General features: G+C 54.7%; 18 protein-coding genes. 9 read left to right on the forward strand and 9 right to left on the reverse strand.

Annotated elements, in window-relative coordinates:
- Nucleotides 1-243 precede the first annotated feature (243 nt).
- The 5 genes from glgB to glgP all read left to right on the forward strand — a co-directional run bounded on the left by glgB (nt 244) and on the right by glgP (nt 9,715).
- Nucleotides 244-2,430 carry a 1,4-alpha-glucan branching enzyme gene (glgB, locus tag MUA00_RS16760; protein ID WP_271124160.1) on the forward strand — a complete coding sequence of 729 codons (2,187 nt, stop codon included), beginning with the start codon at nt 244-246 and terminating at the stop codon, nt 2,428-2,430.
- Nucleotides 2,427-4,409, forward strand: a complete 1,983-nt coding sequence (gene glgX, locus MUA00_RS16765) for a glycogen debranching protein GlgX (RefSeq protein WP_271124161.1) — start codon at nt 2,427-2,429, stop codon at nt 4,407-4,409. The genes glgB and glgX overlap by 4 nt, the downstream gene beginning before the upstream one ends.
- A 14-nt stretch (nt 4,410-4,423) precedes the next feature.
- Nucleotides 4,424-5,707 carry a glucose-1-phosphate adenylyltransferase gene (gene glgC / locus MUA00_RS16770; RefSeq protein ID WP_271124162.1) on the forward strand — a complete coding sequence of 428 codons (1,284 nt, stop codon included), beginning with the start codon at nt 4,424-4,426 and terminating at the stop codon, nt 5,705-5,707.
- A gap of 107 nt (nt 5,708-5,814) precedes the next feature.
- On the forward strand, nt 5,815-7,248 hold the full coding sequence (glgA, locus tag MUA00_RS16775) for a glycogen synthase GlgA (protein WP_271124163.1): 1,434 nt from the start codon (nt 5,815-5,817) through the stop codon (nt 7,246-7,248).
- Between the two features lie 19 nt (nt 7,249-7,267).
- On the forward strand, nt 7,268-9,715 hold the full coding sequence (glgP, locus tag MUA00_RS16780) for a glycogen phosphorylase (RefSeq protein ID WP_271124164.1): 2,448 nt from the start codon (nt 7,268-7,270) through the stop codon (nt 9,713-9,715).
- Between the two features lie 111 nt (nt 9,716-9,826).
- On the opposite strand, the gene MUA00_RS16785 is transcribed toward glgP, so the two are convergent.
- The 3 genes from MUA00_RS16785 to glpE form a co-directional block, all read right to left on the reverse strand.
- Nucleotides 9,827-10,585: a DeoR/GlpR family transcriptional regulator gene (locus MUA00_RS16785; RefSeq protein WP_271124165.1), complete on the reverse strand. Its 759-nt coding sequence runs from the start codon at nt 10,583-10,585 to the stop codon at nt 9,827-9,829.
- A gap of 16 nt (nt 10,586-10,601) precedes the next feature.
- Nucleotides 10,602-11,432, reverse strand: coding sequence for a rhomboid family intramembrane serine protease GlpG (glpG, locus tag MUA00_RS16790; protein WP_271124166.1), 831 nt, complete (start codon nt 11,430-11,432; stop codon nt 10,602-10,604).
- A gap of 64 nt (nt 11,433-11,496) precedes the next feature.
- Nucleotides 11,497-11,826: a thiosulfate sulfurtransferase GlpE gene (gene glpE, locus MUA00_RS16795; RefSeq protein ID WP_271124167.1), complete on the reverse strand. Its 330-nt coding sequence runs from the start codon at nt 11,824-11,826 to the stop codon at nt 11,497-11,499.
- Nucleotides 11,827-12,027: 201 nt separating this feature from the next.
- On the opposite strand from glpE, the gene glpD reads away from it, so the two are divergent.
- Entirely contained in the window at nt 12,028-13,536 is a 1,509-nt protein-coding gene (gene glpD / locus MUA00_RS16800) for a glycerol-3-phosphate dehydrogenase (protein WP_271124168.1), read from the forward strand.
- 95 nt (nt 13,537-13,631) lie between these two features.
- On the opposite strand, the gene malT is transcribed toward glpD, so the two are convergent.
- A complete protein-coding gene (gene malT / locus MUA00_RS16805; RefSeq protein WP_271124169.1) occupies nt 13,632-16,337 on the reverse strand; it encodes an HTH-type transcriptional regulator MalT in 2,706 nt (901 codons plus the stop codon).
- A gap of 455 nt (nt 16,338-16,792) precedes the next feature.
- On the opposite strand from malT, the gene malP reads away from it, so the two are divergent.
- On the forward strand, nt 16,793-19,195 hold the full coding sequence (gene malP / locus MUA00_RS16810) for a maltodextrin phosphorylase (protein WP_271124170.1): 2,403 nt from the start codon (nt 16,793-16,795) through the stop codon (nt 19,193-19,195).
- A gap of 9 nt (nt 19,196-19,204) precedes the next feature.
- Nucleotides 19,205-21,286, forward strand: a complete 2,082-nt coding sequence (gene malQ / locus MUA00_RS16815; protein WP_271124171.1) for a 4-alpha-glucanotransferase — start codon at nt 19,205-19,207, stop codon at nt 21,284-21,286.
- Between the two features lie 90 nt (nt 21,287-21,376).
- On the opposite strand, the gene nfuA is transcribed toward malQ, so the two are convergent.
- Both nfuA and gntX read right to left on the reverse strand, forming a co-directional pair.
- Nucleotides 21,377-21,952 (reverse strand): Fe-S biogenesis protein NfuA, encoded by a 576-nt coding sequence (gene nfuA / locus MUA00_RS16820; protein WP_271124172.1) that lies wholly within the window; start codon nt 21,950-21,952, stop codon nt 21,377-21,379.
- A gap of 58 nt (nt 21,953-22,010) precedes the next feature.
- Nucleotides 22,011-22,694, reverse strand: coding sequence for a DNA utilization protein GntX (gene gntX, locus MUA00_RS16825; RefSeq protein WP_271124173.1), 684 nt, complete (start codon nt 22,692-22,694; stop codon nt 22,011-22,013).
- Between the two features lie 38 nt (nt 22,695-22,732).
- On the opposite strand from gntX, the gene bioH reads away from it, so the two are divergent.
- Nucleotides 22,733-23,515 (forward strand): pimeloyl-ACP methyl ester esterase BioH, encoded by a 783-nt coding sequence (bioH, locus tag MUA00_RS16830; RefSeq protein ID WP_271124174.1) that lies wholly within the window; start codon nt 22,733-22,735, stop codon nt 23,513-23,515.
- 73 nt (nt 23,516-23,588) lie between these two features.
- Here the strand turns inward: bioH and feoC are convergent, their stop codons facing one another.
- From feoC to feoA, 3 genes are read right to left on the reverse strand one after another with little or no spacing between them, the layout of a single operon-like run.
- Nucleotides 23,589-23,828 carry a [Fe-S]-dependent transcriptional repressor FeoC gene (gene feoC, locus MUA00_RS16835; protein ID WP_271124175.1) on the reverse strand — a complete coding sequence of 80 codons (240 nt, stop codon included), beginning with the start codon at nt 23,826-23,828 and terminating at the stop codon, nt 23,589-23,591.
- A gap of 9 nt (nt 23,829-23,837) precedes the next feature.
- Nucleotides 23,838-26,159 (reverse strand): Fe(2+) transporter permease subunit FeoB, encoded by a 2,322-nt coding sequence (gene feoB / locus MUA00_RS16840; RefSeq protein WP_271124176.1) that lies wholly within the window; start codon nt 26,157-26,159, stop codon nt 23,838-23,840.
- Nucleotides 26,160-26,213: 54 nt separating this feature from the next.
- On the reverse strand, nt 26,214-26,438 hold the full coding sequence (gene feoA / locus MUA00_RS16845) for a ferrous iron transporter A (RefSeq protein WP_271124177.1): 225 nt from the start codon (nt 26,436-26,438) through the stop codon (nt 26,214-26,216).
- Between the last annotated feature and the right edge of the window lie 496 nt (nt 26,439-26,934).

Below are 26,934 nucleotides of genomic sequence, written 5' to 3' on the forward strand. Positions count from 1 at the left end.
GCAGCCCCTTTTTTTCGCGTCATACATGATGTATGCGCAGGTCTTTCGTTAATTCCCCAGGAGTAAAACAGTACGTTGGCTATGCTTAAGTCAGGGCGGTAGAAATCGCTGTGGTGGTTAGTTGGGCGGAACGGCTTACAGGAAGTTTTTTACGCTGTCCGTTAGGGTCAATGATAAGTGTCACGTCAACGCGTAAGCTTCGCGTTGAGTCCGGTGGCACATACAATAAACAGGACGAATGCCATGTCTGTTCTTCCAGAAAAAGACGTGATAAATGCGCTCATTGCGGGTCATTTTGCAGACCCCTTCTCCCTGCTGGGGATGCACAAAACGGAAGCCGGGCTGGAAGTCCGCGCGCTGCTGCCAGACGCAACCGAAGTCTGGGTTATCGAACCAAAAACCGGGCGCAAAGTCGGCAAGCTCGAATGCCTCGACTCGCGTGGTTTTTTCAGCGGGCTTATCCCGCGTCGTAAAAACCCTTTTCGCTACCAGCTAGCTGTTATCTGGCACGGCCAGGAAAACCTGATTGACGACCCTTATCGGTTTGGCCCGCTTATCCAGGAAATGGATAGCTGGCTGCTTTCTGAAGGCACACATCTTCGCCCTTACGAAACGCTTGGCGCCCATGCCGATACTATGGACGGTGTGACCGGCACGCGATTCTCTGTTTGGGCGCCTAACGCTCGCCGCGTTTCTGTGGTGGGACAGTTTAACTATTGGGACGGTCGCCGCCACCCGATGCGCCTGCGTCGTGAAAGCGGGATCTGGGAATTGTTTATTCCCGGCGCGCATCCCGGCCAGCTCTACAAATTTGAACTGATTGATACTGAAGGCAATCTGCGTCTTAAAGCCGATCCTTACGCTTTTGAATCGCAGATGCGCCCGGAAACGGCCTCGCTGATTTGCGGCCTGCCGGAGAAAACCACGCTTAGTCCGGCGCGTCAGAAAGCCAACGGTTTCGATCAGCCAATCTCCATTTACGAGGTTCATCTCGGCTCCTGGCGCCGCCATGCCGACAATAATTTCTGGCTCAGCTACCGTGAACTGGCGGACCAGCTTGTGCCCTATGTCAAAGAGATGGGCTTTACCCATATTGAACTTCTGCCGATTAACGAGCATCCGTTTGACGGCAGTTGGGGCTATCAGCCGCAGGGTCTGTATGCGCCTACACGTCGTTTCGGCACGCGTGAAGATTTCCGCTACTTCGTCAATGCGGCACATGCCGCAGGGCTGAACGTGCTGCTCGACTGGGTGCCGGGACATTTCCCGACGGATGATGCGGGGCTTGCGAAATTTGACGGCACTTCGCTCTACGAACACGGTGACCCGCGCGAAGGCTTTCACCAGGACTGGAACACGCTGATTTATAACTACGGGCGGCGCGAAGTCAGCAACTATCTGGTCGGCAACGCGCTGTACTGGATTGAGCGTTTTGGCATTGACGGCCTGCGCGTGGATGCGGTGGCATCAATGATCTATCGCGACTACAGCCGTCAGCCGGGGGAATGGATACCCAATGACAAAGGCGGGCGCGAAAATTTAGAGGCCATTGAATTCCTGCGCAATACCAACCGCATTATTGGCGAGCAAACGCCCGGCGCGGTAACGATGGCGGAAGAATCGACCGATTTTTCTGGCGTGTCGCGCCCGTCATCGATGGGCGGCCTGGGCTTCTGGTTCAAATGGAATCTGGGCTGGATGCACGACACACTCGACTACATGAAGCTCGACCCGGTGCATCGCCAGTACCATCACGACAAAATGACCTTCGGCATGCTCTATAACAGCACCGAAAATTTCGTTTTGCCGCTCTCGCACGATGAGGTTGTTCACGGTAAGAAATCTATTCTCGACAGGATGCCGGGCGATGCCTGGCAGAAGTTCGCCAACCTGCGCGCTTACTACGGCTGGATGTGGGCTTTCCCGGGTAAAAAACTGCTGTTTATGGGCAACGAGTTCGCTCAGGGGCGCGAATGGAATCACGACGGCAGCCTGGACTGGCACCTGCTTGAAGGCGACGACAACTGGCACCACGGCGTGAAACGCCTGGTGCGCGATCTGAATCATACCTATCGCCATCACGCCGCGCTGCACGAGCTGGATTTTGACGCGTACGGTTTCGAATGGCTGGTGGTGGAAGATAAGGTCAATTCGGTGTTTATCTTTGTGCGCCGCGATTCGAACGGCAATGAACTGATTGTCGCCAGCAACTTTACTCCGGTGCCGCGCTATAACTATCGTTTTGGCATCAACCAGCCGGGCCGCTGGCGCGAAGAGTTGAATACCGACTCTATGCATTACCACGGCAGCAATACCGGCAACAGCGGGTTAGTGCAAAGCGATGAGATCCCAAGCCACGGGCGCGAACACTCCCTGAACTTAACGCTACCGCCGCTCGCAACCATCTGGCTGGTTCGGGAGGGTGAATGACGCTACTTACCGCCGGAAACTCGGCACCGTACGGTTCGCACTACGACGGAAAAGGCGTGAATTTCACCCTTTTTTCCGCGCATGCCCACAAGGTTGAACTGTGCGTTTTTGACGAGCATGGGCACGAGCAGCGCTACGATTTACCGATGCGTACCGGGGATATCTGGCATGGTTATCTGCCCGGCGCCAAACCCGGTTTGCATTATGGCTATCGTGTTCACGGGCCATGGGAACCGCATAACGGGCACCGCTTTAATCCAGCCAAATTATTGCTCGACCCCTGCGCTCGCGTGGTAGTCGGCGGGTTGAATGATCATCCTTATTTCCACGGCGGGCATGGCCAGCCAGACATGCAGGACGACGCTGCCGAAATGGCAAAATGCGTGGTGGTGCAGGATAAATTCGACTGGGAAGACGACGAGCATCCACGCACGCCGTGGGGCAACACCGTTATCTACGAAGCCCATGTTCGAGGTTTGACGCTGCGCCATCCGGATATTCCGCAAGAGATACGCGGCACTTACGCAGCGCTTGGTCATCCGGTCATGATCGCTTATTTCAAACGCCTCGGCATTACGGCGATTGAATTGTTGCCCGTGGCGCATTTTGTCACCGAACCACGCGTTGCCCATTTAGGGCTGAGCAATTACTGGGGCTACAACCCGCGAGCGTTCTACGCCGTTGAGGGCTACTACGCTGTTGATCACGATCCGCTGAATGCCGCTAACGAATTACGTGGGGCAATCAGAGAGCTACATAAAGCCGGTATCGAAGTGATCCTTGATATCGTGCTCAATCACAGCGCGGAACTCGATCTCGACGGCCCGACCTTCTCCCTGCGCGGAATCGATAACCGTAGCTATTATTGGTTAATGGATAACGGCGATTACCACAACTGGACGGGCTGCGGTAACGCATTGAATCTAAGTACGCCGGGCGTCGTCGCCCAAATGGTGGATTGTCTGCGTTACTGGGTCGACAGCCTGCACGTGGACGGTTTCCGTTTCGATCTGGCGTCGGTAATGGGGCGAACGCCTGAATTTCGGCAGGATGCGCCGCTGTTCGAAGCGATCAAAAACGATCCCGTACTTTCGCAGATCAAACTGATCGCCGAACCCTGGGATATCGGGGCGGGCGGCTATCAGGTCGGTAACTATCCGCCGTTATTTGCCGAGTGGAACGATCATTTTCGTGACGGCATGCGTCGCTTCTGGCTGCAACAGGATCTTTCGCTGGGAGGATTCGCCTGCCGTTTTGCCGGTTCCAGCGATGTTTACCGCCACGACGAACGGCTTCCCTCAAACAGCATTAATTTAATTACCGCCCACGACGGCTTTACCCTGCGCGACTGCGTGAGTTTTAACAATAAGCACAATGAAGCCAACGGCGAAGATAACGGCGATGGTACAAGTAATAACCACAGCAACAACCACGGATTTGAAGGACTGGAAGCCAGTCTGAATATCAAAGAACGACGACGCGACAGCATTCACGCGTTGCTCACGCTGTTATTGCTCTCCCAGGGCACACCGATGCTGCTTGCCGGTGACGAACACGGGCACAGCCAGCATGGCAACAACAACGCTTACTGTCAGGACAACGCCCTGACGTGGCTTGACTGGGAACATTGTAATGACGGGTTAACGACTTTTACCGCGGCATTGATTCATCTGCGCCAGACTATTCCGGCATTGACCCGAAATACCTGGTGGGAGGAAGGCGATGACAATGTGCGTTGGTTAAATAAAGAGGCTCAACCTCTTGGCGCCGACGAGTGGCAAAGCGGGATTCATCGCCTGCAGATCCAACTCAGTGAACGTTGGCTTATTACGATAAATGCCACCGAAGAAGTTGCAGATATCGTATTACCTGAAGGGGAGTGGCGAGCCATTCCTCCTTTTGCCGGAGATGATAATCCGGTGGTGATGGCTGTATGGCATGGGCCTGCGCACGGAGTCTGCGTATTCCAGAAGTCATGAAAAAGGAGTCAGTCATGGTTAGGTTTGAGAAGAACGATCCTCTGATGTTGGCTAGACAACTGCCCAATAAATCTGTTGCTCTGATTTTGGCAGGCGGCCGCGGTACCCGATTAAAAGATTTAACCTCGACACGTGCGAAGCCCGCTGTGCACTTTGGCGGCAAGTTCCGCATTATTGATTTTGCGTTATCCAATTGCATTAACTCGGGGATTCGCCGTATCGGCGTGATTACCCAGTATCAGTCCCATACGCTGGTGCAGCATATCCAGCGCGGCTGGTCTTTTTTCAGCGAAGAGATGAACGAGTTTGTCGACCTGTTGCCCGCACAGCAGCGCGTGCACGGGGAAAACTGGTATCGCGGTACGGCAGATGCGGTAACCCAGAACCTCGATATTATTCGTCGCTACAAAGCTGAATACGTGGTGATTCTGGCCGGGGACCATATCTACAAGCAGGACTACTCGCGCATGCTTATTGACCATGTCGAGAAGGGCGCGCGCTGTACGGTGGCCTGTATGCCGGTGCCGCTGCACGAAGCGACGGCGTTTGGCGTGATGGCCGTAGACGAAGAAGACAAGATAATCGAATTCGTCGAAAAACCGGCTAATCCGCCGTCTATGCCGGGCGACGACAGCAAAGCGTTAGCCAGCATGGGGATTTATGTCTTTGACGCCGACTACCTCTACGAACTGCTTGAGGCCGACGACGTGGACGAGAGCTCCAGCCACGATTTCGGCAAAGACATTATTCCCTACGTGATGAAATCCGGCCAGGCGTTCGCTCATCCATTCCCGCTTTCCTGCGTGCAATCTGACCCGGACGCAGAGCCTTACTGGCGCGATGTGGGAACGCTTGAAGCCTACTGGAAAGCCAACCTCGATCTCGCCTCGGTCACGCCGGAACTGGATATGTACGATCAGGAATGGCCTATCCGTACCCACATGGAACCCCTGCCGCCGGCGAAGTTTGTACAAGACCGCTCGGGCAGCCACGGCATGACGCTGAACTCGCTGGTTTCCGGCGGTTGCATTATTTCCGGTTCGGTTGTGGTGCAGTCAGTTCTGTTTCCGCGAGTGCGGGTCAACTCGTTTTGTAATATCGATTCGTCAGTCCTGCTGCCGGATGTGAAAGTCGGACGTTCATGCCGTTTGCGTCGCTGCATTATCGACAGGGCGTGCGTGATCCCGGAAGGCATGGTGATAGGCGAAAACGCTGAAGAAGACGGGCGTCGTTTCTACCGCTCGGAAGAAGGCATTGTACTGGTAACCCGGGACATGCTGGCCAAACTACAAGGTTGAGAGTGAAGGATTGACCCACGCGCGGCGCGTGCCGCGCGTTGTCATTTTATCGTTCGGCGCTGTACCTGACTAAAAATGGCGCCGCGACTTGCTATACGGGAGCGATAATGCAGGTCTTACATGTATGTTCTGAAATATTCCCACTGTTAAAAACCGGTGGTCTTGCCGATGTTATCGGCGCTCTGCCTGCAGCCCAAATAGCCGGAGGCGTAGAGACTCGTGTATTGCTGCCCGCTTTCCCGGATATTCGTCGTGGTATCGCCGATGTGCAGGTCGTTGCCCACCGGGATACCTTTGCGGGTCATATGACTTTGTTATATGGCCACTTCCACGGCGTGGGAATTTACCTGATCGATGCGCCCCATTTATACGACAGGCCAGGAAGTCCTTATCACGACACTAACCAGTTCGCCTATCCCGATAACGTGTTGCGTTTTGCGTTACTTGGCTGGGTTGCCTGCGAGATGGCATGTGGCCTGGATCCCTTCTGGCACCCGGATATCGTGCATGCTCATGACTGGCATGCGGGTCTGGCGCCTGCCTATTTGCACGCGCGCGGCAACCCGGCAAAGTCGGTATTTACCGTCCACAATCTGGCTTATCAGGGGCTGTTTTACGCCCATCATATGAATGACATCGGCCTGCCCTGGTCGTTCTTCGATATGAACGGCCTGGAGTTTAACGGTCAAATTTCGTACTTGAAAGCCGGGCTTTACTATGCTGATCATATTACGGCGGTGAGCCCGACCTATGCGCGGGAAATCACCGAGCCGCATTTTGCCTACGGCATGGAAGGGCTGCTGCGTCAGCGCCACCGTGAAGGGCGTCTGTCCGGCATCCTCAATGGCGTTGATGATAAAATTTGGGACCCATCCCATGACCTGCTGCTTGCCGCTCGCTACAACCGCGACACGCTTGAGGACAAGGCTGAGAACAAGCGCCAACTGCAAATCGCTATGGGCCTGAAGGTTAACGACAAAGCGCCGCTGTTTGCGGTAGTGAGCCGTTTAACCAGCCAGAAAGGGCTTGATCTGGTGCTTGAAGCGCTGCCGGGACTATTGGAGCAGGGCGGGCAACTGGCGCTGTTAGGCGCGGGCGACCCCGTGATGCAGGAAGGTTTCCTGGCGGCGGCAGCAGAGCATCCAGGCCAGGTTGGCGTGCAAATCGGCTATCACGAAGCGTTCTCTCACCGAATTATGGGCGGCGCGGATGTGATACTGGTGCCCAGTCGGTTTGAGCCCTGTGGTTTAACGCAGTTGTACGGACTGAAGTACGGCACCTTACCGCTGGTGCGGCGGACAGGTGGGCTTGCGGATACCGTTGCAGATAGTTCGCTGGAAAATCTGGCGGACGGTATCGCCAGTGGATTCGTCTTTGAAGACAGTAATGCCTGGTCGCTGTTAAGAGCGATTCGGCGTGCCTTCGTGTTGTGGTCCCGCCCGTCGCTGTGGCGATTTGTCCAGCGCCAGGCCATGGGTATGGATTTTAGCTGGCAGGTGGCGGCGCAGTCTTACCGCGATCTTTATCAACGCTTGATGTAATCATCCAGGAATCACTGATATGAACGCACCCTTTTCCTATGCATCACCCACGCTTAGCGTCGAGGCTCTGAAGCACTCGATTGCCTATAAGCTGATGTTTACGGTGGGGAAAGACCCTGCCATCGCCAATAAACATGAGTGGCTTAACGCTACGCTGTTTGCGGTTCGCGACCGGTTAGTGGAGCGCTGGCTGCGCTCTAACCGCGCCCAGCTTTCGCAAGAGGTTCGTCAGGTTTATTACCTGTCGATGGAGTTTCTGATTGGCCGTACGCTCTCTAATGCGCTGCTTTCACTGGGTATTTACGACGATGTGAAAAACGCTCTTGAAGAAATGGGCCTCGACCTGGAAGAGCTTATCGACGAAGAGAACGACCCCGGGCTCGGTAACGGCGGCCTTGGGCGTCTCGCCGCCTGCTTTCTTGATTCACTGGCAACGCTCGGTTTACCAGGGCGTGGCTACGGTATTCGCTACGACTACGGCATGTTTAAACAAAACATCGTCGACGGGCGTCAGAAAGAGTCCCCGGATTACTGGCTGGAATACGGTAATCCGTGGGAATTCAAACGCCACAACACGCGTTATAAAGTGCGTTTCGGCGGGCGAGTTCAGCTCGAAGGCAAAAAATCCCGCTGGGTAGAAACCGAAGAGATCCTTGCGGTCGCCTATGACCAGATTATCCCCGGTTACGATACCGACGCGACTAACACGCTGCGCCTGTGGAACGCGCAGGCAAGCAGCGAAATCAACCTCGGTAAATTCAACCAGGGCGACTACTTTGCGGCGGTAGAAGATAAGAATCATTCGGAAAACGTATCGCGCGTGCTCTATCCGGACGATTCCACCTATTCCGGACGCGAACTGCGTCTGCGGCAGGAGTATTTCCTCGTCTCGGCCACCGTGCAGGATATCCTCAGCCGCCATTATCAGCTCCATAAAACCTACGCCAACCTGGCGGACAAAGTCGCGATTCACCTCAATGACACCCATCCTGTGTTGTCTATCCCTGAACTGATGCGTTTGTTAATTGACGAGCATAAATTCAGTTGGGAGGATGCCTTTGAGGTGACCTGCCAGGTGTTCTCATATACCAACCACACGCTGATGAGCGAAGCGCTGGAAACCTGGCCGGTGGATATGCTCGGCAAAATTCTGCCGCGCCATCTGCAAATCATCTTTGAGATTAACGATTATTTCCTGAAAACCATTCAGGAACAGCATCCCAACGATACCGGCCTGCTGGGGCGCACCTCGATTATCGACGAATCAAACGGACGCCAGGTGCGTATGGCCTGGCTTGCGGTGGTCGCCAGCCATAAAGTGAACGGCGTTTCCGAGCTGCACTCCAACCTGATGGTGCAATCGCTGTTTGCGGACTTCGCCGCCATCTTCCCGATGCGTTTTTGCAATAAAACCAACGGCGTGACGCCAAGGCGCTGGCTGGCTCTGGCGAATCCGCCGCTTTCGGAAGTGCTGGATGAAAACATTGGTCGCACCTGGCGTACCGATCTCAGCCAGCTTAACGATCTGAAACAGCATATTGACTACCCGACGGTTCATCAGGCCGTGCGCAAAGCGAAGCTCGCCAATAAAAAACGGCTGGCGGAGTACATTGGTCAGCAGCTTAACGTGGTGGTGAACCCGAACGCGCTCTTTGATGTGCAGATCAAGCGTATCCACGAATACAAACGCCAGTTGATGAACGTGCTGCACGTCATCACACGTTATAACCGCATCAAAGCCGACCCAACGGCCGAGTGGGTTCCGCGCGTGAATATTTTTGCCGGCAAGGCCGCTTCGGCCTATTACATGGCGAAGCACATCATCCATCTTATTAACGATGTGGCGGCGGTTATCAACAATGATCCGGTTGTCAAAGATCGCCTGAAAGTGGTGTTTATCCCGAACTATAGCGTGAGTCTGGCGCAGATTATTATTCCGGCGGCGGATCTCTCTGAGCAGATCTCACTCGCAGGAACCGAGGCATCAGGCACCAGTAACATGAAGTTTGGCCTGAACGGCGCGCTGACCATCGGCACGCTCGACGGCGCAAATGTCGAAATGCTGGAGCACGTCGGGGCGGATAACATCTTTATCTTTGGTAATACGGCGGAAGAGGTTGAAGAGCTGCGGCGCAACGGCTATAAACCGCGCGAATATTATGAAAAAGATGAAGAGCTGCATCAGGTGCTGACGCAAATAGGCACCGGTATGTTTAGTCCCGGCGAGCCAACTCGCTACCGCGATCTGTTGGATTCACTGATTAACTTTGGCGACCACTATCAGGTGCTGGCGGATTACCGCAGCTACGTGGATTGCCAGGACAAGGTGGATGAGCTGTACCGCCAGCCGGAAGAGTGGACGATTCGCGCTATGCACAATATCGCCAATATGGGTTATTTCTCATCCGATCGGACGATTCAGGAATACGCCGACGAGATTTGGCATATTAAGCCGGTGCGGTTGTAAAGCGCAGGACGGCTAAGCATGGCAGTGACGCTGCGCTTAGCCGCCCCGTATGTGCTCGGTAGGGGCTGAATTGTAGGGTGGATAAGCAACGCGCCATCCACCGTTAATGGTTCAGCACAGCTCCAACTGCACGTTGTTATCCCCAATCACCTGCATTACGCCCGCCGGCGGCAGAATGTCCGTATAGACCTGATCGACCAGGCTGATGCTGCCCAGGTTAACCATCGCGTTGCGGCCAAACTTCGAATGGTCGACAACCAGCATCACGCAGCGGGAGTTATCAATAATCGCCCGTTTGGTACGCACTTCGTGATAGTCGAATTCCAGCAGCGAGCCGTCGCTGTCGATGCCGCTTATCCCCAGAATGCCGAAGTCCAGGCGGAACTGGGAGATAAAATCCAGCGTCGCTTCGCCGATTATCCCGCCGTCGCGGCTGCGCAACTCACCGCCTGCCAGGATAATGCGGAAGTCTTCTTTTACCATTAGCGTGTTGGCGACGTTGAGGTTGTTGGTGACCACGCGCAAGTTGCTGTGATCTAAAAGCGCATGGGCGACGGCTTCCGGCGTGGTGCCAATATCAATAAACAGCGTGGCGCCGTTTGGGATCTGGCTGGCAACTTTACGAGCGATTCGCTCTTTTTCCGCCGTCTGGGTTGCTTTGCGGTCATGCCATGAGGTGTTCACCGAGCTTGACGGCAGCGCAGCGCCGCCGTGATGGCGCATGATCATATTTTGATCGGCAAGGTCATTCAGGTCGCGGCGAATAGTTTGCGGGCTGACCGAAAACTGCTCTACCAGCTCTTCGGTGCTGACATACCCCTGTTTTTTAACCAGTTCTACAATGGCGTCGTGTCGTTGTGTTTGCTTCACGCTCTACTCCTGATTTTTATGTTCGTTTTCGCGCATGCAGAGTATCGACCAGCGCCATCGTGAGGCCCACCAGTAAACCGGTAACGTGTGCGGCGTTGGCAATCGACATACCTAAAATATCGAAGTAGCCCACGACTATCCACAGCACCGCAAAGGCCATCAGGCCGCGCTGCATATAGATTCCGCTTTCAGGATCACGCTCGCCTCTGAGCCACACATAGCCCATCAGCGCGTAAACCGTTCCGGATAATCCACCGAACAACGGGCCGCTGAATTTGGCCTGTACGTAGCCGCTTAGCAGGGCTGAGATTATAGTCAGGGTGATGAGTTTTCCGCTGCCAAGACGCTTTTCCAGCGGGCCGCCAAGATACCACCACCATAGCAGGTTGAAAGTGATATGCAGCAGTGAAAAATGCATTAAGGCATGGCTGAAATAGCGCCAGAATTCATAGTGCAAACTGTCGGCGTAAGGCCAGGCAAGCCAGACCATAACATTCCGATCGCCAAGCACCTGCATGGCCAGATAAACCAGCACGCACGCGGCAATTATCGCAAGCGTAAACGGCCCGGCTTTTTGCTGGATAGTCGCAAGAAAAGGGTAACGCTGGTAGCGCAGGCCGCTTGCGGTATCGCCTGCGGCCCAGCTTGCCGCCAGATAGCGGGAGTCGCCGGGGTTGGCGAGAAACCGTTCCAGCTCGTTGCGCACTCTGGTTTCCTGGCTGTCATCCGCAAGCCAGACGTCGCTTTGATTATGCTGTTGAATCGTAAGGACAATGCCCTGCGTTGCCATATAGTCGACAAACGCCTGCGCGACGCGCGGGTTGGCAAACGAGGTGATCATGATCATAGGGTTTCAACCAAATCCGTACAAAAGGAAGCAGTATACCTGCAATGCGCAGGTTTCCTGAACCTTATGCAGCGCCGTGAGCGACTTCCGCCGGGAAATGGCGATGCCAGGCATCAAAGCCGCCGTCAACGCTATAAACATTGTCGTAGCCCTGCTGTAGCAGATACTGGGCCGCGCCTTTGCTGCTGTTGCCGTGATAGCACATCACCATCACGGGCGTGTCGAAATCGGTCTGCTGCATAAAGGCCACCAGACGATCGTTTGTCAGATGAAAAGCGCCTGGGGTGTGGCCCATCGCAAAGCTCTGCGGATCGCGAATATCCACTAATACCGCGAGTTTCTGGTGCAGCTTCTGGTGCGCTTCTTCCACACCAATACATTCAAATTGATCCATAGCTTGCTCATGTACAGATAAAGGAAAGGGGACGGGCTCGACGACATATTAAGCGAAACCTGTCTCTGGCCGCTGATATTAACGCCATTGTGTTATCCATATCACGCAGAAATGTTTTTTTTTCGTTATCAAAACGCCGGGTACTTGCTATTATGAGCGATAACGAACATTTGTGAGCTTTAACGAAAGTGTGAGGGCAGCATGGAAACCAAAGATCTGATTGTTATTGGCGGCGGTATTAACGGTGCCGGAATCGCGGCTGATGCAGCAGGCCGCGGCCTGTCTGTATTAATGCTGGAGGGACAAGACCTGGCCTGCGCAACGTCCTCCGCCAGCTCAAAATTGATCCACGGCGGCCTGCGCTATCTGGAACACTACGAGTTTCGGCTGGTCAGCGAGGCGCTGGCCGAACGCGAAGTGCTGCTGAATATGGCTCCGCACATCGCCTTCCCGATGCGCTTCCGTTTGCCCCACCGCCCACATTTGCGTCCGGCCTGGATGATTCGTGTAGGTCTGTTTATGTACGACCACCTCGGTAAACGCACCAGCCTGCCTGCGTCGACCGGTTTGCGTTTTGGCGCAGATTCGGTCCTTAAACCTGAAATCGTGCGCGGTTTCGAATATTCCGACTGCTGGGTGGACGATGCGCGTCTGGTTCTGGCAAACGCGCAGATGGTGACGCGCAAAGGCGGCGAGGTGAAAACCCGCACCCGCGCAACCAGCGCCCGCCGCGAAAACGGCCACTGGATTGTTGAAGCACAGGATATTGATACCGGTGAAACCTTTACCTGGCGCGCTCGTGGTCTGGTTAACGCCACCGGCCCGTGGGTAAAAGATTTCTTCGATGACGGCCTGAAGCTTCCTTCGCCATACGGCATCCGCCTGATCAAAGGCAGCCATATCGTTGTGCCGCGTGTGCACAGCCAGAAGCAGGCCTATATCCTGCAAAATGAAGATAAACGTATTGTGTTTGTTATTCCGTGGATGGATGAGTTCTCGATTATCGGCACCACCGATGTGGAATATAAAGGCGATCCGAAAGCCGTCCATATCGACGAGAGCGAAGTGAAATACCTGCTGGATGTGTACAACGAGCACTTTAACAAGACGCTTTCACGTGAAGACGTGGTATGGACATATTCTGGCGTACGCCCGCTTTGTGATGATGAATCGGATTCTCCGCAGGCTATCACCCGTGATTACACGCTTGATATTCATGATGAAAATGGCAAGGCGCCTCTGCTTTCCGTCTTCGGCGGCAAGCTGACAACCTACCGCAAACTTGCGGAGCATGCGCTGGACAAGCTGCAGGCGTATTACCCGAAAATCGGCCCGGCGTGGACCAAAGGCAGCAAATTGCCAGGCGGGGATATTACCGGCGATCGCGATGATTTCGCCGCTCAGCTACGCCGCCGATATTCATTCCTGAGCGAAGGTCTGGCACGCCGCTTTGCCCGCACCTATGGCAGCAACAGCGAGCTAATACTCAAAGAGGCGAAATCGCTTGAGGATTTAGGCGAGAACTTCGGACACGAGTTTTATGAAGCCGAGCTGCGTTATCTGGCCGAGCACGAATGGGTTAAGCGTGTCGATGATGCTATCTGGCGCCGCACCAAGTTAGGCATGTGGCTGACGGACGAACAGCAGGCGCGGGTGGCGCAATGGCTGGCAAAGCGGAACGGTAAGGCGCAGCTTTCTTTAGCTTCGTAATTTTAAACGGCGGATGGCGCTTACGCTTATCCGCCCTGCAACATTACAAAACTTAGAATTCGTAGGTCGGATAAGCCTGCGCCATCCGACAGTTATCAGACTCCATATCCCATCATCTTCAGCAGCTTCTGCGCATGTTGCACAGCATCCTGACGGTGCGCCACGCCCAGCTTCTGGTACAGATTACGGATATGCGTTTTGATAGTGGTCGCCGCCACGTCCAGCTCGCCTGCGATTTGCTCGTTGCTGTAGCCTGAATAAATCAGCCCCAGAACCTGCCATTCACGTTGCGTTAATGGGCTGGTGCGAATCAGCTCCGGGACTTCCGGATGCGTCAGCAGACGGTTCACAAAATTCTCATCGAAGTGCGCGAATTTGTGGCGATGATGCTGGTTAATCTCGCGAAGAATGCGCTGAGCCCGGTGCTGATCCAGTTCTGGCAGAGTATTGAGCTGGATTAACTGACGCAGTTGCTGCGCCATGGCTTCACCTTCGATCACAAAGTGGCTGATAAACCCGGTGCGGTTAGCAAGCGACAGCGCTTCAAGCAGCACGCGCTGCGCATCGCTTTTCCGCCCAGACTGCCAGTAGAGCTGGTTTAACAGCAGCAGGTTGCGATTGAGATCGCTCATCAGACGCAGGCTGCGCGCGTTTTCGTTTAACTCTTCCAGCACCATTTCCGCCGGGTCGAATTCACCCAGCAGAATTTGCGCGCGAGCAATGTTGCGCCACTGGCTTTGCAGGAAGTGATTATTGGCAAATTCCGGTTTTGGCGTCTGGCGTAACCAGTTGGCGGCAGACTTTTTATCGCCAATCATTTGCCAGTAAATCACCCGGACTTTATCGGCGTTAGAGACCCAGTCGCTGTGATAGGGGCCGTTGCCCAGCAGATTTTCAAGACGGTTCAGGTGATTGCGCGCGTTATCCAGATCGCCGCGTGCCAGAGAGCACTGCACCAGCAGCGCAAGGCATTGCAACTGTTGCTGGGGCTGGTAGCCGGAAAGGACTTCCACACCGTTTCGGGCGGAAGCTTCGGCTTCGTCCAGGCGTGACCATGCCCACAGCAGTTGCGCGCGAATACGCAGCAGGAACTCATGCAGCGGCAACTGCTCCAGATGTTGTTCGCGAATCAGGATGAAGGCTTTTTCCTGCGTTTCCCACGCGGCCTGCAAGAAACCCTGCGCCAGCAGAATTTCGCTTTGCTGAATCAGGCTCCACAGCGCGTAATGCCAGACATCATGGCGACGAGACATTTGCTCAGTTTGCTGCATCACCGACAGGGATTTTGTCAGATCGCCTTTACAGTGCAGCACCTCGCCGTGAACGGAAGTGGCAACGATGCGGCTGTAATAATTCGCCAGCGGCAGCATATCGAGCGCGATCATCGCCAGCCGCTCGGCCTCGACCGGGTCGCCGTCGTTAATGGCGACCTGAGCGCGCAGGGCGTTAAATTCGCCGTGCAGCGTGTTGTCCATGTCCAGATTCATTTCCTGCTCGGCTCGCGCCAGCAGCAGATTGACTTCGCTGTAGCGATGCTGGCTTTGCATCAGCCAGGCCTGCAAAAGCACAAGTTTCGGATTCTCCAGCAGGCTTTCCCACGGCAGCGCTTTCAGCGATTCTTCCAGCAGCGTCAGTTCGCTATGGTTAAACAGCGCCCAGGCGTGATGCAGCAGGATATCGCGCAGCATGCTGGCATCGCCTGCGGCTAACGCGTGATGAATGGCTTCGCTCGGGAAACCCTGCGCCATCCAACTTTCGGCGGCGGCACGGTGAATATCGGGCAGTTCAGCGGCAAGCTCCCACTGACAGCGCTGGCGCAGGAAGCTGCCAAATAATGGATGGAAACAGAACCATTCGCCGGAGTCGTCCATGCGCTGCATGAAAAGCCCCTGACGCTCGGTCTCTTCCAGACGCATCTGGCCATTTTCTTCGCCCGTGACGCGCACAATCAGCGCATCGTTCATCGAACGCAAAATTGAGCTGCGCAGCAGGAAGTTACGTGTGTCCGCATCCACGTTATCAAGCACCTCATCCACCAGATAATCAGAAAGGTGGCTGGCGTTGATGCCGGAAAGGCGACGCGCGGAGTGGTGCGCCGAGGTGTTGCTTTGACGTGCGGAAAGAGCGATGAGCTGCAATGCCGTAGCCCAGCCGGCGACATCATCGCACAGGCGGCTGCTGTCCACAGGCTCAATCGGCGTATTCAGTCGACAGTCAAAGAACTGTTTCGCTTCCTGATGGGTAAAGGCGAGCTGCTGGCTGCCGATTTCCAGAAGCTGATCGCGCACGCGCAGGTTGGCGATACCAAGCTGCGGCAGGTTGCGCGATAACACCACCAGCGTCAGATTCTCTGGCTGATGGCGAATGAAAAAACGCATCGCTTCGTGAATAACCGGGTTGTTGATTAAGTGGTAATCATCAATCACCAGGAATAAAGGGCGATGCCATTCCGCCAGCTCGATAAAGAGCTGCGCGAACAGCGACGAGAGGCTTGCATACTGGCGCTTTTGCGCCATGACTTCACTGCTGACGCAATGACCGCCGGTTGCTTGCTGAATAGCGGTAATCAAATAACTGGCAAAGCGTTCTTGTTGGTTGTCGCCCTCATCAAGAGAGTACCAACCTAACTCATTTTTCCCTGCAGCCCACTGGGAGACCAGTGTGGTTTTGCCATAGCCTGCGGGGCTGGTTATCAACGCCAGACGATAATTTGCGGCGGTTGATAGCTTTACCAACAGGCGGTCGCGAACCACGGTATTTTCCAGACGAACCGGGCGACTCAATTTGGATGGGATCAACATAGTGTCACTTCACTGTGTGTAAATTGCGTACAGAGATGAATTTTTTTACGCTTCGTAATTAATGCTTACGTAAAGGTCGGCCAGATTGGGTCTTATTGCAAGATTGTTGAAGTTTCTGTGAGTGTTAAGTTGCACCTTGTCACAATTCCATATTTTTATTGAATGGCTTTCGCGGAAATCATGCATTTTTCTTTATTCCAGACCGCTATTTTTCCGCGCCCTGCCTGAAAAGAAAACGGTTTCAGTCGTAAGGAAGACGCGGACATAACCTGGCCTTTGTTGTCCGAATTCAGCGCGGGATTTTGCGTCTGCCGGCCGGGTTTTAAGTGGTCGCGATCACACTTTTAGCTCATCCCCGCCACTCATCCCTGCCTAATCCCCCTCAGGATGAGGAATAAGCCCAGACCGCCCGGCACACTAGCGGGCAATGAATTAAGAACATCACAGGATTCCCTATGTCACAGCCGACCTTCAATCAAGCACAATTTCAGGCTGCCCTGACCCGTCAGTGGCAGCGCTTTGGACTTCAGTCTGCTCAGGAAATGACTCAGCATCAGTGGTGGCAGGCCGTAAGCGGCGCATTGGCCGAGCTGCTGGCAGCCCAGCCGGTCGTAAAACCGCAGGCGAAACAGCGCCACGTCAACTACATCTCAATGGAGTTTCTGATTGGCCGCCTGACCGGCAACAACCTGCTGAATCTCGGCTGGTATCAGGACGTGGCGGATGAGCTGAAAGCATTTGATATCAACCTGACGGACCTGCTTGAAGAAGAGACAGACCCGGCGCTGGGCAACGGCGGTCTGGGGCGCCTGGCGGCGTGCTTCCTGGATTCTATGGCGACGGTAGGCCAGTCAGCGATCGGGTATGGACTGAACTATCAGTACGGCCTGTTCCGCCAGTCCTTCAAGGACGGGCAGCAGATGGAAGCGCCGGACGACTGGCATCGCGGGAGCTATCCGTGGTTCCAGCATAACTCAGCTCTCGACGTGCAGGTTGGCGTGGGCGGTAAGGTAATCAAAGACGGTAAAAACGTGCGCTGGGAACCGGCGTTTATCTTCCAGGGCGAAGCCTGGGATTTACCGGTGCTCGGCTACCGTAACGGCGTCGCCCAGCCGCTGCGTCTGTGGCAGGCAAAGCACGCCCATCCGTTTGACCTGACTAAATTCAACGACGGCGATTTCCTGAAAGCAGAGCAAGCCGGCATCGACGCTGAAAAACTGACCAAAGTTCTCTACCCGAACGACAACCACTTAAACGGCAAGAAGCTGCGCCTGATGCAGCAGTATTTCCAGTGCGCCTGCTCGGTGGCGGATATTTTACGTCGTCACCATCTGGCGGGCCGCAAGCTGGCGGAGCTTGCAGATTACGAAGTGATTCAGCTTAACGATACGCACCCGACCATCGCCATTCCGGAGCTGCTGCGCGTGCTGATTGACGAGCGCCAGTTGAGCTGGGACGACGCCTGGGCCATCACCAGCAAAACTTTCGCCTACACCAACCACACCCTGATGCCGGAAGCGCTGGAGTGCTGGGACGAAAAACTGGTGAAAGCGCTGCTGCCGCGCCATATGCAAATCATCAATGAAATCAACGCCCGCTTTAAAAAACGGGTCGTCAAAACCTGGCCGGGCGATGAAGCGGTCTGGGCGAAGCTGGCGGTGGTTTACGATAAACAGGTACGCATGGCGAATATGTGCGTAGTAAGCGGCTTTGCGGTGAACGGCGTGGCCGCGCTGCACTCCGATCTGGTAGTCAAAGATCTGTTCCCGGAATACCACCAGCTATGGCCAAACAAATTCCACAACGTCACCAACGGCATCACGCCGCGTCGCTGGATCAAACAATGTAACCCGGCGCTTTCCGCGCTTATCGACAAGAAGCTGAAGAAAGAGTGGGCCAACGATCTGGACGCGCTGGAAGGGCTGGAAAAATATGCCGACGACGCGAAATTCCGTCAACAATACCGCGAAATCAAATACCAGAATAAAGTCAAGCTGGCGGCGTTTGTGAAGGCGCGTACCGGCATCGTCATCAGCCCGGATGCGCTGTTCGACGTGCAGATTAAACGCCTGCACGAGTACAAACGTCAGCACCTGAATCTGCTGCACATTCTGGCGCTTTATAAAGAAATCCGCGAAAACCCGCAGGCGGCCCGCGTGCCGCGCGTGTTCCTGTTCGGTGCGAAAGCGGCGCCGGGTTATTACCTGGCGAAAAACATTATCTTCGCCATCAACAAAGTGGCGCAGGCGATTAACAACGACCCGGTCGTAGGCGATCAACTGAAAGTCGTATTCCTGCCGGATTACTGCGTTTCTGCCGCGGAAATCATGATCCCGGCGGCGGATATCTCCGAACAAATCTCTACCGCAGGCAAAGAAGCCTCCGGCACCGGCAATATGAAGCTTGCGCTAAACGGCGCGCTGACCGTGGGCACGCTGGACGGCGCCAACGTTGAAATCGCCGAGAAAGTGGGCGACGAGAATATCTTCATCTTTGGTCATACCGTAGAAGAAGTGAAAGCCCTGAAAGCTAAAGGCTACGACCCGGTGAAATGGCGTAAGAAAGACAAGGCGTTGGATGCGGTGCTGAAAGAACTGGAGAAGGGCGTCTACGCCGATGGCGATAAGCACGCTTTCGATCAGATGCTGCACAGCATCGGTAAACAAGGCGGCGACCCGTATCTGGTGATGGCTGACTTCACGGCTTACGCTGCGGCGCAAAAGCAAGCTGATGCGCTGTACCTCGACCAGGAGGCCTGGACGCGCGCCGCTATTCTGAACACCGCGCGCTGCGGCATGTTCAGCTCGGATCGTTCGATTCGCGATTATCAGCAACGCATCTGGCAGGCTAAGCGCTAAGGGAAGGTCATGGATAGCAAACGCCTTGATAACGCCGCGCTGGCGGCAGGAATTGCAGCTAATTACATCAATGCTCACGGCAAGCCGCAGGCCATTGGGGCGGATACCAAGCTGCGCTTGCTGGAAGCCATGAGCCGTACCGCTAGCCCTAAAAAGGTGGCGGTGACCCCGGTGCCGAACGTGCAGGTATTTACCGCCGGAACGAAAATGGCGCTGCCGCTGGAAGGCCACGGCGAGTTTAGCTGGCAGATGACAACGGAAGAAGGAAAGCAACATAACGGGCATGCGCTGGCCGGCGGGAAGCTGACGCTGCCTTCCCGGCTGCCGGAAGGCTATCACATGCTTACCGTTAGCCAGAGCGAACATCTATGGCAGTGCCGCGTAATTGTCGCGCCGAAGCGCTGTTACGAACCTGACGCGCTGTTGCAGGACAAGAAGCTGTGGGGCGCCTGCGTGCAGCTTTACACTTTGCGGTCTGCGCATAACTGGGGCATCGGCGATTTTGGCGATTTACAGCGCATGCTGGTGGACGTTGCGCAGCGCGGCGGGTCGTTTATCGGCCTGAACCCGATTCATGCGCTCTATCCGGCGAACCCGGAAAGCGCAAGTCCGTACAGCCCGTCTTCCCGCCGCTGGCTGAACGTTATCTATATCGATGTTAACGCGGTGGATGACTTTCTGCTTAGCGACGAAGCCCAGGTCTGGTGGAAGATGCCGACCACGCAGCAGTCTCTGAAGTCTGTGCGTGACGCAGAATGGGTCGATTATTCCACCGTGACCGTGCTGAAAATAGCAGCGCTGCGCATGGCCTGGAAACAGTTCTCAAAACGCACGGCGCGCGATGAACAGGTGCAGGCTTTCCGCTCTTTTGTCGAAGGCGGTGGCGAGAGCCTTTACTTCCAGGCTGCGTTTGACGCGCTACACGCATATCAGGTTAAAGAGGATGAAATGCGCTGGGGCTGGCCGGTGTGGCCAGAAGGTTTCCGCGATGCGCATAATCCGGAAGTGAAAGCTTTCTGTAGCGAGTACAGCGACGAAGTAGATTTCTTTCTGTGGCTGCAGTATCTGGCCCACATTCAGTTCGAAGCATGCTGGCAAACCAGCCAGGGCTTTAAAATGCCAATCGGCCTGTACCGTGATTTGGCGGTTGGCGTGGCGGAAGGCGGCTCGGAAACCTGGTGCGACCGTGAACTGTACTGCCTGAAAGCTTCCGTTGGCGCGCCGCCGGATATTCTTGGGCCTCTTGGCCAGAACTGGGGTCTGCCGCCAATGGACCCGCACGTCATTACCGCGCGTGCCTATGAGCCCTATATCGATCTGTTGCGCGCCAATATGACTAACTGCGGCGCGCTGCGTATCGACCATGTTATGTCGATGCTGCGCCTGTGGTGGATCCCTTACGGCGAAACGGCGGATAAAGGCGCGTATGTGCATTATCCGGTAGACGATTTGCTGTCGATTCTGGCGCTGGAAAGTAAGCGACATAACTGCATGGTGATCGGCGAGGATTTGGGTACGGTGCCGGTTGAGATCGTAGCTAAACTACGCGATAGCGGCGTTTACTCCTACAAAGTGCTTTATTTCGAACACGACAACGAGAAGCAGTTCCGCGCGCCAAAAGCGTGGCCGAAGCAGTCGATGGCCGTTGCCACTACGCACGATCTGCCAACGTTACGCGGCTACTGGGAAAGCGGAGATTTAACGCTGGGCAAAACGCTGGGGCTTTATCCGGACGAAGAGGTGCTGGCCGGTTTATACCAGGATCGCGAGCGCGCCAAACAGGGTTTGCTGGATAGTTTGCATGAATACGGTTGTTTGCCGAAGCGTGCGGGCCACAAAGCTTCGCTGATGGCGATGACGGCAACGCTTAATCGCGGCATGCAGCGTTATATCGCCGACAGCAACAGCGCCCTGCTGGGCCTGCAGCCGGAAGACTGGCTGGGCATGGCGGAGCCGGTAAATATTCCGGGCACCAGCTACCAGTATAAAAACTGGCGTCGCAAACTATCGACATCTCTTGAGACGATGTTTGCCGATGAAGGGGTAAATAAGCTGCTGAAGGATTTAGATAAGCGGCGTAAAAAAGGATAAGGGTTTAATGGCGGATAGCGCGTTGCTTACCGCCCTGCAACCGGCTTCGTAGGGTGGATAAGCGCGAGCGCCATCCACCGCTACTTTGCATCAGTAGTAAGAGTGCTCGCCGCGCTGGTGTTCGGTCAGGTCGCGAACGCCTTTCAGTTCCGGGAACTCTGCCAGCAACTGCTTCTCGATGCCTTCTTTCAGGGTCACATCGACCATGGAACAGCCGTTACAACCGCCGCCGAACTGCAGAATAGCCAGCCCGTCATCGGTAATTTCCATCAGCGTAACGCGACCGCCGTGGCCTGCTAACTGTGGGTTAACGGTTGCCTGCAGCATATATTCCACACGCTCCATCAGCGGCGCATCGTCGGATACTTTACGCATTTTGGCGTTCGGGGCCTTCAGCGTTAGCTGAGAGCCGAGCTGGTCGGTAACAAAATCGATTTCTGCGTCTTCGAGGTAAGGTGCGCTCAGTTCGTCGACATAAGCGGTTAGCTGCTCGAATTTTAACGCTGTGTCACTTGCTTCAACCGCATCCGGCGGACAATAGGACACCCCGCACTCCGCATTAGGAGTACCAGGATTGATAACGAATACGCGGATTTGCGTCCCTTCTTCCTGACCTGCCAGCAGTTTGGCAAAGTGAGATTGTGCAGTATCGGAAATACGGATCATAACGATTGCTCAATAGTTGACTATTTTAGTCGGTTATAATACGCCCATCATCGAGGGTCTACAAGGTTCGACAAAGGCACCATACCTGGACAGTCGCCGCGCCCTGCTTTTTCAGCAATCTCGCGATTTCCGCCACGGTACTGCCCGTCGTGACGACATCATCCACAATAACCATATGGCGACCCGCCGCTGGAAATTCAACCCTGAAAGCCCCCTTGAGATTGCCGCGGCGCAGCTTCGCGCTTAGCTCATGCTGGGTTGCCGTGGCGCGGACCCTTCTGACAAACGCATCCTGATATTCACATTGTAGCCAATGCGCCAGAGGGGTGGCGAGCAGGGCGCTTTGGTTAAAACCTCTGCGCCAGGCGCGGCGGGAGTGTAACGGTACGCTGACGATCGCTTCTGGTTTTGGAACGGAACCGACACGCTTCGCAGCAATAATTTTTAGCAGGATCAATCGCGCCAGCGCCGGGGCAAGCGCGGTGGCGGCGGTGAATTTCAGCCGGTGAACGAGCGCGTTGAGCGGCAGGCGGTAATCGGTGACGAATATCAATCTGTCCCATGGCGGCGGTTCCTGCAGGCAGCGGCCACATTGTGAAACACCGGGCGCGGCGGGTAATCCGCAGCGCGGGCAGGCGGGGGGTGGAGCTGGCAGCGCGGAGACGCAGCGTGAGCAAAACCCCCATGTCGGACAAGCAAGCGGCATACGGCATAGCCAACACAGCCCCGGGATTGTTAGCATATTCGCTTCCATGTATTTGAAAACGAGAACAGTAACCGATGAGCGAACTTTGGTGGCAGACAAAAGGTGAAGGAAATATCGATCTTGTGCTGCTGCACGGATGGGGGCTGAACGCCGAGGTATGGCATTGCATTAGTGCGGAATTAAGCTCGCAGTTTCGTTTACACCTGGTCGACCTGCCGGGTTACGGGCGCAGCCAGAACTTCGGGGCGCTGACGCTACCGGAGATGGCCGAAATCGTGCTGGCGCAGGCGCCGGAACAGGCTGTCTTCCTTGGCTGGAGCTTGGGTGGGCTGGTAGCAAGCCAGATTGCGCTTACTCATCCCGGGCGCGTGCGCGCGTTAATCACCGTCGCCTCATCGCCATGCTTCACCGCCCGGGGAGACTGGCCGGGTATCAAACCTGAGGTACTGGCCGGTTTCCAGCAGCAGCTAAGCGAAGATTTTCAGCGTACCGTTGAGCGCTTCCTTGCTTTGCAAACGCTCGGGACGCAAACCGCCCGTCAGGACGCTCGCGCGTTAAAAGCCGTTGTACTTGAGCAGCCGATGCCGGAGGTGGAGGTATTGAACGGCGGTCTTGAGATCCTGAAAACCGTTGATTTACGTGAGCAGCTTGCAGAGCTTCAGATGCCTTTGCTGCGTTTGTACGGTTATCTTGATGGCCTGGTTCCACGTAAAGTCGCCGCTTTGCTGGACGAGCGCTGCCCGCAAAGCGAATCGGTTATTTTCCCGAAAGCCGGCCATGCGCCTTTTATTTCTCATCCGCAGGCGTTTTGCGAGCAGATTTTCGCCTTTGAAAAAAGCTTAAAAATAACTGATTAGCTTTATTAAGGCCTAAAAGAAAAAACGCCCGATGCGGCGCATCAGGCGTTTTACTGGCACAGCCTTATCAACGCTAGCCCAAAAGCGTCCAGATTTCCCGTACGCATTTTTTCCCTTCCGGGCAGCTTTTGCAGCTTCCTGTCAGACAGTCGGTCGGGTCTTCCGTCACTCGCATCGCTTTACCCATCGCTTCTAAGCGACTTAGCATCGCATTCACTAACGGCTGCGGGATGGCAAGCTGCTGGCTTATCTGCTTCGCCTCAAGACGCCCTTGCAGCGCCAGGGCATTACGGATCTCGATTAAGCTCGCCATGTCTCCCCCTTAATGACAGTCGCCGGTGCTGCTTTCGCAGCAGGCTGCCGCGGCAGTTTTACGAGTGCTCAAAAGACTTACATCCACCCGGCTACGCGCCCGACGCAGCGCGCCGATAAGCACCACGTTAAACAGCAGCACCGCGAGGATGCAAACCAGGCTGTATTGCGGATGAGCCTTAAACGACACGGTCTGGTAATAGAGCGTTGAGAGCGAGTACGCGATGTTCAGTCCCCACAGAACGGAGAATGTCATCCAGCCGCGGCTTGATTCGCGCGCGACTGCGCCCATCACCGAGATACACGGAATATAGAGCAACACGAAAATCAGATAGCTGTAGGCTGCCGCTGCGCTGCCGAATTTGCTGCTCATCACGCCCATCGCCCCGCCAGCCATTTCACCGTCGCCTTTGCTGGCTTCGATAGGGTTGGCGAGCACGCTCAGGCTGAAGGTGTCTTTCAGGCTCTGCCAGGTTTCACCCGCAGCCTCGCCTAATTCGTCCAGCAGATTGAAGTTTTCGGCATCGAAGGCTTCATTATGCATATCTTCGGCGGTGTAAAGAGTGTTCAGCGTGCCGACCACCACTTCTTTTGCCATCGCTCCGGTAAACAGACCAACGGTGGCCTGCCAGTTATCTTCGTGTACGCCAATGGGTTTTAGCAGCGGCGTTAATACTTTACTTACCGAAGCCAGCGCGGAGTCGTTAATGTTATCAACGGCTTTGCCGCTAAACGAGAAGCTGTTTAGCGCACCGATGAAGATACTCACGATGACAATCACTTTACCAGCACGCAGCACGAAGCCTTTCAGGCGCTGCCAGGTTTGCATCAGCAGGCTTTTCAGATGCGGTACGTGGTAAACCGGCAGCTCCATGACAAACGGCGATGCTTCGCCGCGCATAATGGTGTGTTTGAGCATCAGGCCGGTGAGAATCGCCATCACGATGCCGAGCATATAAAGCGAGAAGACAACCAGCGCGCCTTGCTGGCCGAAGAATGCCGCGGCGAAGACTGCGAAGATAGCCAGGCGCGCGCCGCAGGACATAAACGGCGCCATCATGATGGTCATCAGACGTTCGCGCGGCGCATCAAGCGTACGCGCGCCCATCACCGACGGCACGTTGCAGCCGAAGCCGACAATCAGCGGGACGAACGATTTGCCCGGCAGACCAAGAGATTGCATTAGCCTGTCCATAACGAACGCCGCGCGCGCCATATACCCGGAATCCTCAAGGAAGGAGAGGAACAGATACATCATGCCGATTTGCGGTACCAGCGGCAGCACGGTGTTGATCCCGCCGCCAATCCCCTGGGCGAGGAAAATGGTCAGCCAGTCCGGGAAATGCAGCGTGTAGCCAATCCACTGAATGCCGTGGATAAAGATAGCGGCGGAACCGCCGTCGAAAATAGGCTGCAACGCGCCGCCGATGTTAATCGCCAGCAGGAACATCAGGTACATCACCAGCATAAAGATCGGCAGGCCGAGGAAGCGGTTGAGGATGATTTTATCCATCATGGCGGTCAGGCGGTGCGGCTCGGCTGTCAGGCTGTTGCTGACCGTGTCGCAGATAGCGGCGATGCACTGGTAGCGCGCATCGGCAATTAGCAGCGCCGGGTCTTCAATAGTCTCTGCAAGGTGAACGCGCACGCTTGCCAGTTTATCCGCGGCGCTTCCGACAAAGGCCTGGCTGTAGATATCTCCTTCCAGCATTTGCAGCGCCAGCCAGCGGCGCTGCTGTTCAGGCATCTCTTCTGACATCTCTGCTGCGAGGTTATCGACCCCCTGCAATAGCGCCTGCGGATAGAGCACCAGATCTGAGCGGGTGTTCGGCTGACGGCGATCAATGGCTAATTTCAGCCCTTCGATACCGCGTCCACGCGTGGAGACCAGCGGAATAACCGGACAGCCCAGGCGAGCGGCGAGGGCATCGATATCAATGCGAATAGCCTGCTTTTCGGCGATATCAAGCATGTTCAGCGCAACGACGCAGGGAATGCCGAGCTCCAGAAGTTGCAAAGTCAGGTAGAGGTTACGCTCAAGGTTTGAAGCATCCACCACGTTAATCAGCAGATCGGCGTCGCCGCTGAGGATGTAGTGGCAGGCGATTTGCTCATCCAGCGAAGTCTGCGAGGAAATGGTGGTGAGAGAGTATGTCCCCGGCAGGTCAACCAGCGTGACCTGGTGGGTCAGCGTTGAAAATTGTCCTTCTTTTCGTTCGACAGTGACCCCCGCCCAGTTGCCGACTCGCTGACGTGAACCAGTAAGCTGGTTAAACAGCGTAGTTTTACCTGAATTAGGGTTACCGATTAAACCTATGGTTAAGTTTTTCATTTTTTCGTGAACTAAAGAGAGTGAAAACCGGAGCGCGAACGCCCATCCCGTTTGTCAGGCAAGGGCTTCGACGTTTAATAATTCGAGATCTTTTTTACGCAAAACCAAATTAACGCGGCGTGTTTCGATATGAACCGGATCGCCAAGCGGCGCCACGCGTACAACGTTAAAAGAAGAACCAGGCAACATGCCCAGCGATAATAATTTTTGACGATAGGCCGGGCTTATTTCATGGGCAAAACCGGTAATTTTCCACGCGCTGTTCGGTAAAAAATTCATAGGACCTTCTTAGAGCTAAACTCTGTTTTATTACTCACTGAGTTACTGTATTCACCGGCACGTCCCATCGCCCGGCGAAAGCCAACTACCTTTGCGGTAAAAGGAGAAATAACAAACAAAGCAATGATAATGAGAATGGTTTTTATCTTCAATAATTATTTTATGAACGAGCAGGCATTTTGAATAATTAAATGAAACAAGAAGTGTTTTAGTTTAACAGGCGTCTTTAGAATCTGTTTTTCATTTAAATGATTATTATCAATAAGTTACTGGCGGTGTTTAAGAAAGATTTAAATATGTTTCTGAAGCTAATGTTGTTTTAATATTTCATCTGTTACGTAAATGATGCCGGTTAGTTTCTGTTTTGAGTATCTATTGCAATAATTACCCTAAAAGGAAAGCTGTTGCCTGTTTAAAAATAAATTCGGCTGATAATGAAATATTATTAATAAATCGAATGGCGAGGGGAAAGAGTAATGCTTACTAAATAAAAGGG

The sequence above is a fragment of the Dryocola boscaweniae genome (genome assembly GCF_025215095.1).
Taxonomy (GTDB): Bacteria; Pseudomonadota; Gammaproteobacteria; order Enterobacterales; family Enterobacteriaceae; genus Dryocola; species Dryocola boscaweniae.